Annotated in this window: 15 protein-coding genes and 1 pseudogene; 8 read left to right on the plus strand and 8 right to left on the minus strand. The window is 59.2% G+C overall.

Annotated elements, in window-relative coordinates:
* The coding region (locus NKI24_RS34770; protein WP_352750686.1) for a hypothetical protein at window positions 1-319 on the plus strand (319 nt) is incomplete at its 5' end.
* 449 nt (window positions 320-768) lie between these two features.
* On the opposite strand, the gene NKI24_RS34775 is transcribed toward NKI24_RS34770, so the two are convergent.
* From NKI24_RS34775 to NKI24_RS34790, 4 genes are all read right to left on the minus strand, one after another.
* A complete protein-coding gene (locus tag NKI24_RS34775) occupies window positions 769-1,053 on the minus strand; it encodes a PilZ domain-containing protein (protein ID WP_023680838.1) in 285 nt (94 codons plus the stop codon).
* Between the two features lie 293 nt (window positions 1,054-1,346).
* Complete coding sequence (locus NKI24_RS34780) at window positions 1,347-1,700, minus strand: TadE/TadG family type IV pilus assembly protein (RefSeq protein ID WP_352642990.1); 354 nt, start codon at window positions 1,698-1,700, stop codon at window positions 1,347-1,349.
* A gap of 54 nt (window positions 1,701-1,754) precedes the next feature.
* Window positions 1,755-2,165, minus strand: coding sequence for a TadE/TadG family type IV pilus assembly protein (locus NKI24_RS34785; protein WP_352750688.1), 411 nt, complete (start codon window positions 2,163-2,165; stop codon window positions 1,755-1,757).
* A gap of 5 nt (window positions 2,166-2,170) precedes the next feature.
* A complete protein-coding gene (locus NKI24_RS34790; protein WP_352750690.1) occupies window positions 2,171-3,493 on the minus strand; it encodes a pilus assembly protein TadG-related protein in 1,323 nt (440 codons plus the stop codon).
* A 596-nt stretch (window positions 3,494-4,089) separates the two neighbouring features.
* Between NKI24_RS34790 and NKI24_RS34795 the strand changes: the two genes are divergently transcribed.
* The 7 genes from NKI24_RS34795 to NKI24_RS34825 are packed head-to-tail and all read left to right on the plus strand — an operon-like array spanning window position 4,090 to window position 12,514.
* Window positions 4,090-5,748 carry a methyl-accepting chemotaxis protein gene (locus NKI24_RS34795; protein ID WP_352750692.1) on the plus strand — a complete coding sequence of 553 codons (1,659 nt, stop codon included), beginning with the start codon at window positions 4,090-4,092 and terminating at the stop codon, window positions 5,746-5,748.
* 7 nt (window positions 5,749-5,755) lie between these two features.
* Window positions 5,756-6,220, plus strand: a complete 465-nt coding sequence (locus NKI24_RS34800) for a chemotaxis protein CheW (protein WP_352469273.1) — start codon at window positions 5,756-5,758, stop codon at window positions 6,218-6,220.
* The gene (locus tag NKI24_RS34805; RefSeq protein ID WP_352469272.1) at window positions 6,217-7,470 is read left to right on the plus strand and encodes a CheR family methyltransferase; all 1,254 of its coding nucleotides are present in this window, start codon (window positions 6,217-6,219) and stop codon (window positions 7,468-7,470) included. The genes NKI24_RS34800 and NKI24_RS34805 overlap by 4 nt, the downstream gene beginning before the upstream one ends.
* Window positions 7,467-8,186 (plus strand): chemotaxis protein CheW, encoded by a 720-nt coding sequence (locus NKI24_RS34810; RefSeq protein ID WP_352469271.1) that lies wholly within the window; start codon window positions 7,467-7,469, stop codon window positions 8,184-8,186. Before NKI24_RS34805 ends, NKI24_RS34810 begins: the two co-directional genes overlap by 4 nt.
* Window positions 8,183-10,462, plus strand: coding sequence for a hybrid sensor histidine kinase/response regulator (locus tag NKI24_RS34815; protein ID WP_352469270.1), 2,280 nt, complete (start codon window positions 8,183-8,185; stop codon window positions 10,460-10,462). The genes NKI24_RS34810 and NKI24_RS34815 overlap by 4 nt, the downstream gene beginning before the upstream one ends.
* A 22-nt stretch (window positions 10,463-10,484) precedes the next feature.
* Window positions 10,485-11,507: a chemotaxis response regulator protein-glutamate methylesterase gene (locus NKI24_RS34820; RefSeq protein WP_352750695.1), complete on the plus strand. Its 1,023-nt coding sequence runs from the start codon at window positions 10,485-10,487 to the stop codon at window positions 11,505-11,507.
* A gap of 11 nt (window positions 11,508-11,518) precedes the next feature.
* Complete coding sequence (locus NKI24_RS34825) at window positions 11,519-12,514, plus strand: diguanylate cyclase (protein WP_352469268.1); 996 nt, start codon at window positions 11,519-11,521, stop codon at window positions 12,512-12,514.
* An 844-nt stretch (window positions 12,515-13,358) separates the two neighbouring features.
* Here NKI24_RS34825 and NKI24_RS34830 read toward each other — a convergent pair.
* The 4 genes and pseudogenes from NKI24_RS34830 to NKI24_RS34845 all read right to left on the minus strand — a co-directional run.
* Window positions 13,359-13,568, minus strand: coding sequence for a hypothetical protein (locus NKI24_RS34830; RefSeq protein WP_352466276.1), 210 nt, complete (start codon window positions 13,566-13,568; stop codon window positions 13,359-13,361).
* Between the two features lie 25 nt (window positions 13,569-13,593).
* Window positions 13,594-13,866 carry a PDZ domain-containing protein gene (locus tag NKI24_RS34835; RefSeq protein WP_352466277.1) on the minus strand — a complete coding sequence of 91 codons (273 nt, stop codon included), beginning with the start codon at window positions 13,864-13,866 and terminating at the stop codon, window positions 13,594-13,596.
* A gap of 266 nt (window positions 13,867-14,132) precedes the next feature.
* Complete coding sequence (locus tag NKI24_RS34840) at window positions 14,133-14,384, minus strand: DUF982 domain-containing protein (protein WP_023722956.1); 252 nt, start codon at window positions 14,382-14,384, stop codon at window positions 14,133-14,135.
* Between the two features lie 416 nt (window positions 14,385-14,800).
* Window positions 14,801-15,180 (minus strand): annotated as a pseudogene (locus tag NKI24_RS34845) (group II intron reverse transcriptase/maturase); the annotation flags it as partial.

The following is a 15,180-nucleotide window of genomic DNA, read 5'->3' on the forward strand; positions in this document are numbered from 1 at the left end:
ATCGTTCCATGATGTCGGGCGAAACGGCGGGCCGCAGAAAAGCGCGATGGGCCGAATGACCAATGCGCTCCCTGTCAAAACAGCGGACGCTGAGGAAGATCACAAGAGAAGCACTAAGGCGCAACTCAACCTCAAAGCGAACGGTCCGTTTTTTTGGAACTTTGTGGGCTGGCCGACAAATTGCACGACGTTCCCTGATATGACAGGCACTCTGACCCTGTCGTTCCCAGTCAGGCGAATGTCGCTGTCGTCTCGACGGACCAAAACCATCACCTTTCGGACCGATAACGTGACGATTCGCGACGGCATGAAAAGATGACGGCGGCACCCGCTAGCGGGTGCCTTGTCGGTGCTGCAGGCCGCAGGCCGAAGCAAGGGGAAGGCCGGTTTTCTGCTTGGTGGCGGAACAGCGCCCTTTATTCCCCTGCCCAATACCGAGCAGGTGCGCGACAAACGCAGGCGTGATGAATGCGAGCAGTTCCACAGAGCAGACCGACCCCACCAGCGCCGCATCCTCGCGACGACTCGGACCGTCTCGAAATGCACGAGCACTGTTTAAACCATCAGGACGGTGGAGAGGGCGAGAGCAGTAGCTATTCTGAAATCTCCAACGATGGTCGGCAAACCGATAATGGAAGCGAGCAGTCAGTCGGCGCCAGAATGGTTGTCGGCCACCTAAGTCGAAGAATTCTGGAGGAGGAACAAGGCGTCCAAAGGACGGGGGTCATCACCGCCCAGCATACGGCTACGAGGTGTGGTTCAGGGGATTTAGCCGTAGTGCCAGTGCGGCTTTGGCTCGGTGCCGGTGAACATGACGCCGATGCGGTCTTCGCGACGCCAACGAACCACCGCCTTGTAGGCGATGCCGTCGGTCGGCACATAGAGCAGGAATTCGTCGGGGACGCGAGCGTCGATCGAGGCCTTCAGTTCGGCGCCGCCGGCATGCATGTTGCGCACCGTGCACGTGACCTCGGAATGGGTCATGCCGGTCAGGATTGTTGCGCCCTTGAAGACGCGCTGCCTGCGTTGGCGCCTCTGTTCGTCTTCAGCCATTTCGCCTAATTCCCGGCGTCTGTCGCTTCGTGTAGCTTTTGGTCTGCCAGATAATTGAGCTTGGCTGATGAACATAGCGTTATCGTCAGAGGCGGCGTGACATGCGGGATCGGTTGTGGAAGTACGTTTCAGGAGCATGCCGGCCTCCTACCAAAGGGCTTGCCAAGGCCGCCGGCGACCCCAATGGGTCAAGCCGGGGACCAAAGCCCGCGTGAAGCACCTTGCGGCAAGGAAGAGCTTCGCTGCAGGTTTTTTGATGGAGAACTAGCTGCGGCGTCCGACTAGAATGAACCTTATGTTCCAATCAAAGGAACCGTGACGGTTGTCGCATAATTAATCGGATACCGGTCGAAATACGGGAATTCGATCACGAACGCATATTTGGCGGTCAGATGGGCCATTCGAAAGCCGCCGCTGGGGGCGTCGATTGCTATTGTTATATCGACATCGCTTAATCCCAAACTCAGCAATTTTGCCGTGGCTATCGCTTTTATCTCGGCTTCGGTCAGCGAGTTCTTCATTTGCAGCGCACGTGAGGACGTTTCCAGCGTGTAGCGAACACTCGACATGGCATTCAGAGCCCAGCCGAATGCGAAGATGCCGATCAAAAGCGTTATCAGAATAGGCGCGATCAGCGCGAACTCCAATGCAGCTCCGCCTGATGCCCCACGTATGAAGGCTCTCCCTTTAGCGAACACGAATCACCTGTTGGTGGCTGAGCTCGCGCGAGAGGGAAAACTCGCCAACCAGGTGGTTGTCGCCTGTATTACAACGAAAACCGCGGGAGCTTTCAAACTGTCGCACAGGACAGATGGATCGACCACGGTGATCCCGCACATATATTTCCGGCTCAGCGTCACCTGCGCGTCATCGGGATGATTATCCCAGCTCGAAAGGGCGACGGCTTGGGTAGCCGCGTCGTCGGCTGCGCCTTGCATCACGAAGTTCGCCGCCGTTTTGACGCCTGCACGCATCGACAGCGCGCTTGATACAAAAGACCAGCCGTTAATGACGCCAAGAAGTACCAGGCAAAGGATCGGCACAATCAGCGCAAACTCTACCGCAGCAACACCCGAATCGCTCCGGAAGATCCGGGCTGATAACCGTTCCACGAAGATTACTCCACAAGCCGAACGGATTGCGTCGCCGGAATATTACGCATTCCGAGGCTCGTGCAATCCTGGCTGATGCTCGTGTTGCCGGACCACTGCAAGGTACCGGCGACGACCTGCGTGCAACCACCCTTGCCAGAAAAATTGCCGAGATAGTTGACGTCCTGGGTTGGAAAATACAGAGCGCCGGTCAAAAGCGAATCCGCCGTGCCGTTGAACGTGTTCGATCCCGTCAGGTTACCTCTGTCGCCGTAAAACAGGACACCGGAATACGTGCCCGACGTGGGTGCACTAAGTTTGACGGTGGCGTTGCCGTTCATGGTGACGCCGGAGCTGCCGGCCAGATAGATGATGACTCCGGTGCCGGAAACATTGGCGTTCGCGTTCGCTTTGAAATCACCGCCTTGAATGACGTACACGCCGGGCGCGAGCGCAACATTGCCGCTCAAGCTCAGCCCGCTGCAGTATGTCCCGGGGTTCAGGGTCGACAATTTCGAGTTTTGACAGGGGGTTGTGGCTGGTGGCGCCGGCAGGTCGCCAAAGGGATCACCAGCGGGTAAGGCCTGGGTTATCGGGCTGGCGCAAACAGTCGTCACAGGGTTGTTCAACGAAACACCGCCGGCCGATATCAGGCAGTCGGCCTGAAGGTTTGCCGATCCCTGAAGCTTGATCGCATCGGCGGCAATGGAATTGGACATCACGGAGCAGCCCGTCATTTTTATGGTCGAACTGCCGGAAAACAGCGCCGCTCTCGGGGCGGAACGATTGAGCGACAAAGCGCAGGCCTTTGAGGCGTCAGTGATAAAAGCCACCGCTCTTGCCCGTGCGCCGATCGCGTTTTGCGTGAATATCGATGTGAAAAACCGATCGAGGGTCTGATGAACGATGACCTCGACGGCCTTTTGGGCGACATTCGGGCCAGAGGACGGGGGCGTGAAGATTTCGATTGTGCCTGTTGACGGGTCCCAGCCGTTCGTCGTCGCTGACAGTGTCGCGGCGGCGACTATCGTTGGCTTGTCAGATCCCGAAACCTTTTCCAAAGCGCCAGCATAGGCTGCCGCATCCGCCACCGCCTGTAATTTCAGGCTGCTAAAATACCAGTAGGAGGTCTCGATACCGAGACCCGCTGCGCCGACGACAATCGGCAAAGATAGGGCAAAAATAGTAGCAACGTTGCCGCTCGTCCCGACGCCTCGTCGCAAACACCGAACCAACCGCCTCGATATAATGCGCCCCATTTCCATGGGGTATTTAACGAAAAGATGGATGAAGGAATGGCTAAGAATTTCGCTCCATTTGATATATCCGCTCCTTGGCGCGGCCGGCACAAGCTCCCGCGGCCGCACTCGGCGAGCACGCTGCTGGTCGCTGGCCCTATCTTCAACCGGCGGCGCCAGTCGCGTATCGGGTTAGCGTTTCCAGTCTCAATGATTGACTTTGCGAGTGTTTCGCCCTCGTGGGTAGGCTAACGGCCATAGCCGCGGGCAAAGCGTGCACGGCAAGCAGGCCTCACCTGCACGCGCTCCACTTTGACAAGCCTAGGCGCCAATTGCACGGCGCTTCCAGGAGTTCCACCTGGAGCTATGTGCGCTCTCGCGCGAAACAGCGCGCCCCCTTGCCAGGCCTTCGAAGCAATCCGTCGCTGAGAACACGCGCGACTCACGAGCGTTTCAATGGAGGGAGTTGCTTGCCACGCTCGATGTTGGAGATACTTTCCAGTTGCGGCCGATGCGATCGGCCATTGGTTTGGACGCGTACATGCCGTTCGCAGGCGGCTTGTGGGCGCGACGTGAACGGAAAAGAAACGTTTCCAACATTAGATTCCGCGATTCGAATGAATCTCGCCTGTTCGGCATAGTCGCAACGCGGTGCTGGGCTAGTCGTGCCAACAAATCAATTAGCGCCCCTGGCGGAACTGAGCCCGATGAACAGCTTGACGATACGCCGCCGCATACTCGCCAGTTTCGCGGCCGTTCTGGTTGTCATGTCGGTTATGGCCATCATTACATACGTTTGGTTTCTCCAGACGGAGCAAGAAGCGACCAGCGTGGAAAAGGAAACTCTTCCGGACCTCTATCACAGCACCCAGATCATGATGGGACAGATGGATGCCCATAGTCTTCTCCAGGAATATGCTCTTCAGGACAATCCTGCCGACAAGCGGGCTTTCGAGGCTACCATCAAGGCGAACCGCGACGCCCTGCAACGGTCGATGGACGAGTATGAAGAGACCATTGAGTCCGATTTGGACAAGCAGAACTACGCTGTCGTCAAGGACCTCGCCGATCAATTCCGCCAAGCCGAAGCCGCCGTACTGGATGCCAGTCGTGCCGCGTTGGCGAAGGGAGAGATCCCCAACGAGCGCCCGGCCATCAAGAACAATGTGGAGCCGATCTTTCGGAAATTGCAATCGGCTCTGCAAGCCATGGTCGAGGACCATAGAGGAGAGGCAAACAGCTCGACCCAAAAGATAGGTTCGATCGTCCGCACAGCGAAGTTGGGCCTGATTGCCGGGTTCCTCGTAGCACTCGGTTTGGCCCTTTTGTGCGGCTATCTTCTATTCCGTGCCGTTAGTGTCCCGCTTGGCCGATTGGTCGATCTCGTCCGTGTAATGCGCCTGGGCGACTTCAGCGGGCGCCTCGATTTGAAGCGCAAGGACGAGTTTGACACGCTGGCTGAGGGCTTCAACACCATGGCCGATGATCTCACCACGCTGATAGGCCAGGTTCAGAAATCCAGCATTCAAGTCAACACATCGATAACCGAGGTGGCCGCCACCTCAAAGGAACAGCAGGCAACCGCAAATGAGATCGCTGCCACTACGACCGAAATCCGAGCGACCGCGAAGGAAATCTCGGCAACCTCCAATGAGCTCGTACGAACGATGAGCGAAGTTTCTGCGGTCGCCGAGCAAACCGCCATGCTCGCCACCGGCGGACAAGCAGGGCTGGCACGCATGGAGGCAACCATGCAGCACGTCATGGAAGCCGCCACCGCGATTAATTCCAAACTTGCGATCCTGAGCGAGAAGGCCGGCAATATCAATCAGGTGGTGACCACGATCACCAAGGTTGCCGACCAGACCAACCTTCTTTCGCTAAACGCCGCAATCGAGGCTGAGAAGGCGGGCCAATATGGGCGAGGCTTTGCGGTCGTGGCAACGGAGATCCGGCGGCTTGCCGACCAAACCGCCGTCTCGACATACGACATCGAGCAGATGGTCAAGGAAATTCAATCCGCCGTCGCAGCCGGCGTCATGGGCATGGACAAATTCTCCGAGGAGGTCCGACGTGGCATGCAAGATGTGCAGCAGGTCGGCGGCCAACTCTACGAGATTATTCAGCAGGTCCAGGGCTTGGTGCCACGCTTCGAAGTCGCCAATGAAGGAATGCAGGCCCAGGCAACGGGCGCAGCGCAGATCAGTGAGACGCTGATACAATTGAGCGAAGCCGCTCAGCAAACGGTTGAATCCCTCCAGCAATCCACGCTCGCGATCGACGAACTCAATCAGGTTTCGGGCGGGTTACGCAGCAGCATTTCCCGTTTCAAACTGCGGGCGCTGCGAGAGGTGCCTGCGAGCTAGGACGACTATGCTATTCCTCGGGTTCTGTATAGGTAGCGACCGGTATGTGCTGGACATGGAGCAGGTTGAAGAGATCCTGCCTTACATCGGCGTGAGAACGCTGCCGGGCGCGCCGAACGGCGTGGTAGGCCTAATCAACTGCCGGGGCTTACCCGTTCCCATGATCGATCTCAGCCTGCTTGCGCTTGGCCGCCCCTCGGCGCTGGTGCTGAGCACACGAATCGTTCTGATACGCTATCCAACCAAGGATGGTGAGAACCACCTGCTTGCGCTTGTTGCTGAACGAGCGACCGATATGCTCGAGCGGGATCCTTCTGACTTCGCGCCGTCCGGGATGGAGGCGGGAACTCCGCCCTACTTGGGCCCCGTGGCGTCCGACGATAGAGGACTTGTCCAGTGGGTCAGGGCCGAAGCGCTGCTATCGGACGACATTCGCGAAACGCTGTTCCGTCAGGTCGCGATGAGTTCATGATGTTTGGTGCGGTCGAACAGCTACTGAGGGAAAAGATTGGACTGGACAGCGGCACTGTCGGTCTGTCGGTGATCCGTCACGCGCTCCGGGAGCGGATGTCAGCCTGCCAGATCAGCGGGCTTCAAGATTATTGGCAATTGCTGGCTGGCTCCCCATCCGAGCTCCAGGAACTGATCAACGCGGTTGTCGTACCGGAGACATGGTTCTTCCGAGATCGTGAAGCTTTCACTGCAATGACGCGTCATGCACGGGCGCGCATGCGGCCGGGTCAACCCATAATGCTCTTGAGCCTACCATGTTCGACAGGCGAAGAGCCCTATTCGATGGCGATGGCCATGTTCGATGCTGGTTTCGGAGCACAGGATTTCAAGATTGACGCTGTCGACGTGAGCACGGGCAATCTCGCGGCCGCGGAGCGCGCGGTCTACGGGCGCAACTCATTTCGCGGCGATTTTCTCGAATTCAGAGGGCGCTATCTCGAAGCGGCCGAAGGCGGACTACGGCCTGAGGTGCGGGTCCTGAAGCAAGTCCGGTTCAGGCTTGGCAACCTGTTTGATCCTGCGGCCTCGTATGGGCCGGCACCGTACGACATTATTTTTTGCCGCAACCTGCTGATCTATTTCAACCGAAACCTGCAAGATCGCGCGCTGGTTTGTCTGAAGACCCTCCTCGCGCCAGATGGCCTGCTGCTCGTCGGTCCAGCGGAATCAGGCCTTCCGATTCTGCACGGCTTTGCTTCAGCGCGATTACCCATGGCATTTGCGTTCACGAACGTGGAGCCGGCCAAGGCGCCCCGGACGGTTGCCCCCTCCAAGTCGCGCTTCGGTCCGGCCACCCCTGCTCCTATCTCTGACGTCAGCAAAGTGCTGAGCCCGATCCGGCCGGCCTCCAGCAATGCAGCGAAAGTGGAGCGCTCCGTCCACCCGTCTGAGCGGGCGGCCCAAAGCCTCGCTTCTGTAGAACGCACCGCCAATGCCGGACGAGTTGCGGAAGCAAAGGAACTCGCGCTGACGCATCTCGGGGAATACGGTCCCTCGCCGGAAATCTTCTATCTGCTCGGGCTAGCTCAGGATGCAGAAGATGCGCGTTCCGAGGCGATCCAGAACTATCGCAAGGCCCTCTATCTCGAACCCCGCCATCAAGAAGCCCTCGCGCATCTTGCGCTGCTGCTTCGCAAGCAGGGTGACATCACCGGTGCCGAGGCACTCACCGGGCGGCTCGGTCGGATTGGGAAAAGGAGCGGCACTTGACGTCAGCTGAGCCCGGTAGCGCATCATCGGTGCCGGACATCGCCATCGGCGACTGCTGGCGGCAAATAGGCGTTCGTGGTGACAGATCGTGCCCTGAACTGGAGCAGCATCTCCACTGCCGGAACTGCCCGACCTATAAGGAAATCGCACGGAACCTCCTGAACCGTCCGCTGCCGCCCGGCTATCGGGACGAGTGGGCCCGACATTTTGCCCAGGCAAGGACCGATGAAGCAGTTGGGAATGCCGAGGGCAGTGCATTTCAGACGGTCGTTGTCTTTCGTCTCGGCGAGGAATGGCTGGCGCTTCCGGTTGGCTGCTTCCAAGAAGTGGCCGAGCTGCGTAGCATTCATTCGCTGCCACACCGCAGGAACAGTGCGGTTCTCGGCATCGTCAATGTTCGAGGCGAATTGCTGGTTTGCGTTTCGTTGGCCAAACTGCTCGGAGTAGACGACCGCAAAACGCGGGTACAGGACACGCGGACCAAGGCATTTCCGCGTCTTATCGTCGTCGGCAACAGCGACAAGCGCGTTGCTTTTGCTGTGGACGAAATGCACGGCATTTATCGATTCAAACAGAGCGACCGGCTTGCCGTGCCTGCTACCGTTGGCAAGGCGTCCTCGACCATGACGGCAGCCATGGTCTCGTGGCGAAGGGGCGCGGTCGGTTGTCTGGACGAGGCGCTGCTGCTGGCCATGCTCGATCGAGCTATCGCATGAGCGGCGCGGACTACAGCCAATTTTCGATGCTCGACCTCTTTCGGGCCGAATTGGAGACGCAGTCGCAGGCCCTGACGTCCGGTCTGCTAGCGCTCGAACGCGATCCCGTGTCCGCCCAGAGTCTCGACGCTTGCATGCGGGCTGCCCATTCGCTGAAGGGGGCGGCCCGGATCGTCGATCTGACGCCGGCGGTGGAAGTTGCGCACGCGATGGAAGAGTGCCTGGTCGCCGCACAGCGGGGGCGTCTCAGCCTGAGTCGCGAGCACATCGATACACTTTTGAAAGGCGTCGATCTCCTCGGATCCATAGCGAGTGAGCCTGCCTCGGCCGATGAGAGCGCCAAACTGGAAATAGCCGGTTTTCTGCTGGCGCTTGAGCAGGCATCCTCCCCATCGACAGCATCAGAGACGGAGCTCGCCGGCTCAAATGCTGCCCCGCAGGAGGCGCCGTGGGCCTCTTCGGCGAAGGAAACGAGCGTCCTCGCTCGATCGGAACCACTTCTTCAACCTTATGGCGGCGTCGGTTCCGACCGTATGGTGCGGGTAACGGCCGATAGTCTAAACCGCTTACTAGGGCTTGCCGGTGAGTCCCTGATGGAGGCTCGTCGCCTCAGGCCGTTTACGGGCGGCCTACTTCGACTGAAACGGATTCAGTCGGATCTGGCCATTGCCTTCGACGTGCTAGGCGACGCACTGGCCGAGATTCCTAAGGACGATCGGGCGGTGCAAGCACTGGCAGAGGCGCTGCAAAAACTTCGGCTGAGCCAGACGTTCCTCGCAGAGCGCCTTGACGAATTGGACTCGATTGACCGCAGAGCCACTGACCTTGCGAACCGACTCTATGACGAAACGCTGGCGAGTCGCATGCGCCCGTTCGAGGATGGCGTCCGGCACTATTCGAGGACGGTGCGCGACCTTGGCCGAACCTTGGGGAAGAACGTGCGGTTAGACATCGTCGGGGGCTCAACTGGCATCGATCGCGACATCCTGGACCAACTCGAGGCACCACTCGGCCATCTCCTCCGCAATGCTGTCGACCATGGGCTCGAAACGACCGACGAACGTATAGCAGCCGGCAAATCTGAAGAAGGTGTCATCAGGCTCGAAGCACGGCACAATGCGGGCCTGCTGCAGATAATCGTCGCGGACGACGGAAGGGGAATCGATCTGAACAAGCTGCGCGAGACGATCGTGGCGCGCGGCCTGACGACAGAGGAGACCGTCGGCAGACTTGCCGAAGCGGAATTGCTCGAATTTCTGTTTCTGCCAGGCTTTTCGATGAAAGCGACGGTTAGCAACATCTCCGGACGCGGCGTGGGGCTCGATGCCGTACAGGCGATGACCAAGCAGGTCCGAGGCCTCGCAACCGTCTCCTCAGAGTTCGGCTTCGGAACCCGATTTCAACTACAGCTGCCGTTGACCTTGTCGGTGCTCCGCACGCTGCTCGTCGACATTGACGGAGAGCCATACGCCTTCCCGCTCGCAGGCATCGCCAGCACGATAAAGTTGCCGCGCACGCGCATCGAACTGCTCGAAGGCCGGCCGCATTTCCGCTTCGAGGATCGACAGATCGGACTAGTCACCGCGCACGAGGTTCTTGACCGCGCTGAGCCGCAAGCAGACGCCGATGAACTTTCAGTCGTTCTGATTAATGGTGATCACGGTGAAACCCACGGGTTGATTGTCGACCGCTTCCTGGGCGAGCGCGAGTTGGTGGTCCGGCCGCTAGATCCTCGCTTTGCCAAGGTCAAGGACATCAGCGCGGCGGCGTTGATGGAAGATGGTTCGCCCGTGCTTATCGTTGATGTCGACGATCTGATCCGATCAGTAGACAAGCTCGCGTCATCCGGCGGCCTACGCACCTTGCGGCGTGGGACTACCAGCCCCGATCTTAGGCGGCGCAAGCGCGTTCTGGTGGTTGACGATTCTTTGACGGTACGTGAGCTCGAACGCAAGCTGCTGGACAATAACGGCTATGAGGTCGAGGTGGCGATTGATGGTATGGATGGATGGAACGCCATACGGTCTGAACCATTCGATCTTGTTATCACCGATGTTGATATGCCGCGCATGGACGGCATCGAACTGGTGACCTTGATGAAGAAGGACAGCCGGCTCGGGAACACCCCGATCATGATCGTGTCGTACAAAGATCGCGAAGACGATCGCAGGCGAGGTCTGGACGCCGGCGCGGACTACTACCTGACTAAAGGGAGTTTCCACGACGAGACACTGCTCCATGCAGTCGTCGACCTGATCGGCCAGGCGACAGAATGAGGCGCAGCGTGTGTATCCATCAATGAGGATCGCTATCGTCAACGATATGCCTCTTGCGGTCGAGCTTCTGCGGCGATTGGTTGTATCAACCCCGGAACATCAGGTGGCCTGGATCGCCGTTAACGGGCGTGAGGCAGTAGAGGCCTGCCAACGAGACCTCCCGGACCTGATCCTCATGGACCTGGTGATGCCGGAAATGGATGGCGTCGAGGCTACGCGCAGGATCATGGCGAAGACGCCATGCCTGATTCTGCTGGTCACGGCGAGCATTGAGGCCAACATTCCTGGTGTCTATGAAGCAATGGGGTATGGCGCGCTTGACGCGGTCGACATCCCCTCGATCGGCTCTGACGGCCCGAGGTCCGGACGGTCCGCACAGCTTCTCATCAAGAAGATAACGACGATCAGCAAACTCGTACGTGACGCGCCGTCTTCAAATTGGGGCACACGGACATTGCCCCCGTCTGTGTCATCGGCACAGCACCTTATTGCCATCGGCGCGTCTGCGGGCGGGCCCGCAGCTGTTGCCGCGATCCTCGGCGCATTTCCGAGCAATTTCACGGCCGCAATAGTTCTCGTACAGCATCTCGATGCGCAGTTCGTACCCGGTTTTGCAAACTGGCTCGGCCAGCATGCGGCACTTCCAATCCGTCCGGCACGCGAAGGAGATGAGCCCGAGGCCGGCACCGTTCTAATTGCGGCCACGGCTGATCATCTCGTCTTCAAGTCAGCCCACAAGCTCGGCTATACCCCGAAGCCGCACGACAACGTCTACCGTCCCTCCGTAGATGTATTCCTTGAGAGCGCCGCGCAGTGGTGGCCGGGTGTCGTGATCGGTGTCTTGCTCACGGGCATGGGTAGAGATGGTGCCCAAGGGCTCAAGCTGCTACGCGACAAAGGGCATTTGACAATCGCTCAAGACAGCGCGTCGAGTGCGGTCTATGGGATGCCCAAAGCCGCCGCTGCCATCGGTGCCGCTGTCGAGATCCTACCGCTTGACTCAATCGCCCCGCGCCTAATCGAGGCGTGCGGCCCATCTTGCTGAAAGGTTATTCTATGACGGGCAAATCCAATCTCGTCTCACCCCTGGCAGACAATTACTCGTCAATGGTTCTGCTGGTGGACGACCAGATAATGATCTGTGAAGCGGTCCGGCGCGCGCTCGCAAACCAGCCGGACATAGATTTCCACTTCTGCACCGATCCGCTCAAAGCGACTACAGTTGCCGACGAAGTGAAGCCAACGGTCATCCTGCAGGATCTTGTCATGCCGGGCGTTGATGGGCTGGACTTGGTACGGCAATACCGAAAGAATTCCTCGACGCATTCTGTCCCCGTCATCGTGCTGTCAAGTAAAGAAGATCCGGCCATCAAGGGCGAGGCATTCGAGGCCGGAGCGAACGACTATTTGGTCAAACTGCCGGACCGTATCGAGTTGGTCGCTCGTGTCCGTTATCACTCCCGGGCCTATCTTGACCACGTTCAGCGAGAGGAGGCATACAGGGCCCTGCGAGAAAGCCAGCGGCAATTAATGCGCGCGAATCTCGAGCTGGAACGTCTCACACGGATTGACGGTCTCACAGGTCTGGGAAACCGGCGCTACTTCGATGAATATCTCGCGGCGGAATGGAAGCGCGCGGTCCGCACGAAGAGCCCGCTGTCGTTGTTTATGATCGATGCCGATCACTTCAAGCGCTACAACGACACCTATGGCCACATGGCAGGCGACGAGGTGCTGAAGCAGGTCGCCAGTGTAATCCAAAGCAGTTGCAACCGCTCGACCGATCTCGCGGCGCGCTACGGCGGCGAAGAGTTCGTCGTGGTGGTGGTCGATATTTTGCAGGCGCAGTCGGGCGCTATGGCCGAGCGGCTCGTGCAGAGCGTGCGAGCCTTGAGCATTCCACACGGTTCTGAGCGGGTGACAATCAGCGTCGGTGCTGCAACCATGGTGCCTGATGAGAACCACACGCCAAATGACCTCATCAAGGCGGCCGATCTGGCGCTCTTCCGCGCCAAGTCGGAAGGACGGGACCGTGTCGTGTATTACGACTAAACGTAAGGGTGCTTTACGGACGGGCTTACAGCTCGTGCAGTTTAAAGGCTTGGTGATCGCCGAACGGGACCCCTCGATTGTCAACCGGGCAAGCGAAACAGTTCAAAGTCAGTTCCATTTCTGGATAACTGCTGTTCCGCGGACCGGAACCTCAAACACGAGTTCGTTTTCGACGGCTACGCCTCCGACGCTTATGCGCCTGGTCCAGTCTAATCTAGGACATCCCTCGCCCCTTTTGGCGCGAAATAGACTTGCGCAACGCGCCCGCCCGGATACGCCCACCGATCTCCTTGCGTGAAGGTGATCCTCACGTCAGGGTATCGGACGCCGCAGCCGATGCGGGAGGCTGGTGCGATGGAGGACCACTGCTGGCGAAACCTTACGATCACACGCTGCTTGTCAATTGATCAACCGCCTGCTCAGCACGCGGGAGCGTCTTCGAGATAGGGGAGCCGCTTGAGAGCAGTGACTAACGAGCCGGAGGAGTGTGCCCGGCACGAGTAGGGGGTCGGGCGGAGCATCGTGCCGGGCCTGGGCAATCCCCAGCAAGCGTCGGCTCCATGCGCCTATCTCAAAAGGTGACCGTCACAACGACAATATCCGTATAGGTGCCGGACGGCGGCGTCGACCATCCGCACCGCTATTTGAGACTGTAGTGCACCCTGCCAGAGATATGCTCGATATCAAAGGCCCGATGGCCAATGCGTTGCTTGCGAATGATCGCTGAATGCCAACCTGATTCTGTTTCATACCCGTCACCTCAACTGACAATAGTGCAGGCTAGATGGGGATACGGCGCGAAACAAGGGAGCGCCTCTTCTTTGGTTCGGCCGATCGCTTCTAGTCAGCAGCCGCGGGCCAGCCGCATCGCCTGCAAAGCCAAATCGTACGTGATAGGCTGATCGCGCAGCCATGGTCCGAACTCGCCATGAGGCACTGACGCCTTGACCGCGAGCATCCTCTTGCCGAGTGCGATCAGTTCCTCGCGGCTGCGCTGGCGCTTGGTGAAGCCCTGCCGGCCCTTTTCAGCCTCGCTGGCGTCCGCCTTGGCCATCCGGGACCGAATAGTCTCCTTTGCGTTAGCGAGCTCTCCCGGAGGCGCCGGTAAGGATCCCAGCTAGCGCATGCCCCTGTTGAACGCGGCCGCGCAGCTCATTGACGATCGCCATGTATGCGCCGAGCGGGATCGCGTCGAAAACCTCGAGCACGGCGGCCATGCCCTGCTCCACTAGGTCCGGACCGGCCAGCAGCAAGTCAGAGACGGCCGTCAGGCTGCTTTCTTCGGTGAGCGCGTGGTTCGCCGCGGCCCTCAGCCAGGACACACAGGACCAACCGTGCATGCTCAGCGCCATGATTGTCGATCAGCCGGCGCATGGAGCCGACGGCGCGCGTCTGGCCTTCCTTTCGGATAGCGGCCCTTGGGGACGATCTCTACGTGGAATTCGCCACAGAGCGCGTCAACTCGCGGGTCGACGTAGAGTGCAGATCCGCGGCTCCAGCCTTCTCGCGCAAGCATTCGGCGTCTCCGCATGATCGACGCACGATGTTTGCACAAATGTAATGGCCGCTGCAAGAGTGATGCACGATGGACAGTGGTGGGGCACGCGTTGACGAGATGTCAAGCAGTCAGGATTTTCGCTTCCTTGGCGGCGTTGAGAAATGCCACGCGCGCTACCTCCGGTGCGCTGCCGCCGCCGAGCACCTTCATGCACGCCATGCGAGCCTGGATGCGGCGCCCGGTTTCTCCAATGGGCCAGCGGTAAAGCAGCATTTCGGCGGCTTCGCGGGTGCTCGAAACACTGACTTTGCCCGAGGACAGCAAAACGGTCACGGGCTCTTCGAACGTGCCGACGTCTCGTTCGCAGGTCATATGCTGGTCTCCTTTCGCAATCTCCCCAAGACCTTACGGGTGAACCATCCGTTCCGTTGCGTCACGTTTGGCCCGGTGGGCGAACATTCTGTGAGGATGGGACCTCGTCCAGAGCGCGGGCTTGATCGCTCAGACTAGACTCGCCAACGCGTTGCGGTCCTCAAATGGCGAGAACCGTCCTTATCGTTACGAGCCCGCTATGCCTTGGTCAGTTGCCGGCGCTGAGATCGGAGATCGAAGTCAATACTCATTTCTGGGGATGTCCCTTTGCAGTTAATTATGAGAATCGCATGTCAATCATTTCAGTTGGTTAGCTGTGCGCTTAATTTGAAAACGTGCACTATCGCGGTAGGGACGCCCATTACTGGGCGCCCCCCCGCTCAGATCCGAGCGAGCCCGATTCGAGCACTCGGCTCCTACCTTGGGTGGCTGACGGCGAAGCGCGCATTGGGCCACGGGTGAAGGATGCGTGGTTTGGGGAGCCAGTCGTCGGTCAGCTTCGTCATGCGGGCCCAGGTGAAGCCGTCTCGTTGGCTGCGCCGCCGAAGCGTCCGCCGCCAGAGATCGGTCACATGGTGCCGGAACGCCGAGAGCGCCCCGCCATTCGTCGGGACCGCATAATAGGCGAAATGACCTGTCACGACCTGCCTCAGCCACTTCCCCTGTTCGGGGATGGGCCAATGCATCCGACGCCGCAGCTCCGCCTTGATGTCCTTGAGCTTCACCCGCATGCGGTCGCCTCGGGTCTTCCGCTTAAGCAGGAAGCGCCCCTTTCGCGATTTACCGCAGATGAAGG

This window comes from Mesorhizobium sp. M0701, from assembly GCF_040320365.1.
Taxonomy (GTDB): Bacteria; Pseudomonadota; Alphaproteobacteria; order Rhizobiales; family Rhizobiaceae; genus Mesorhizobium.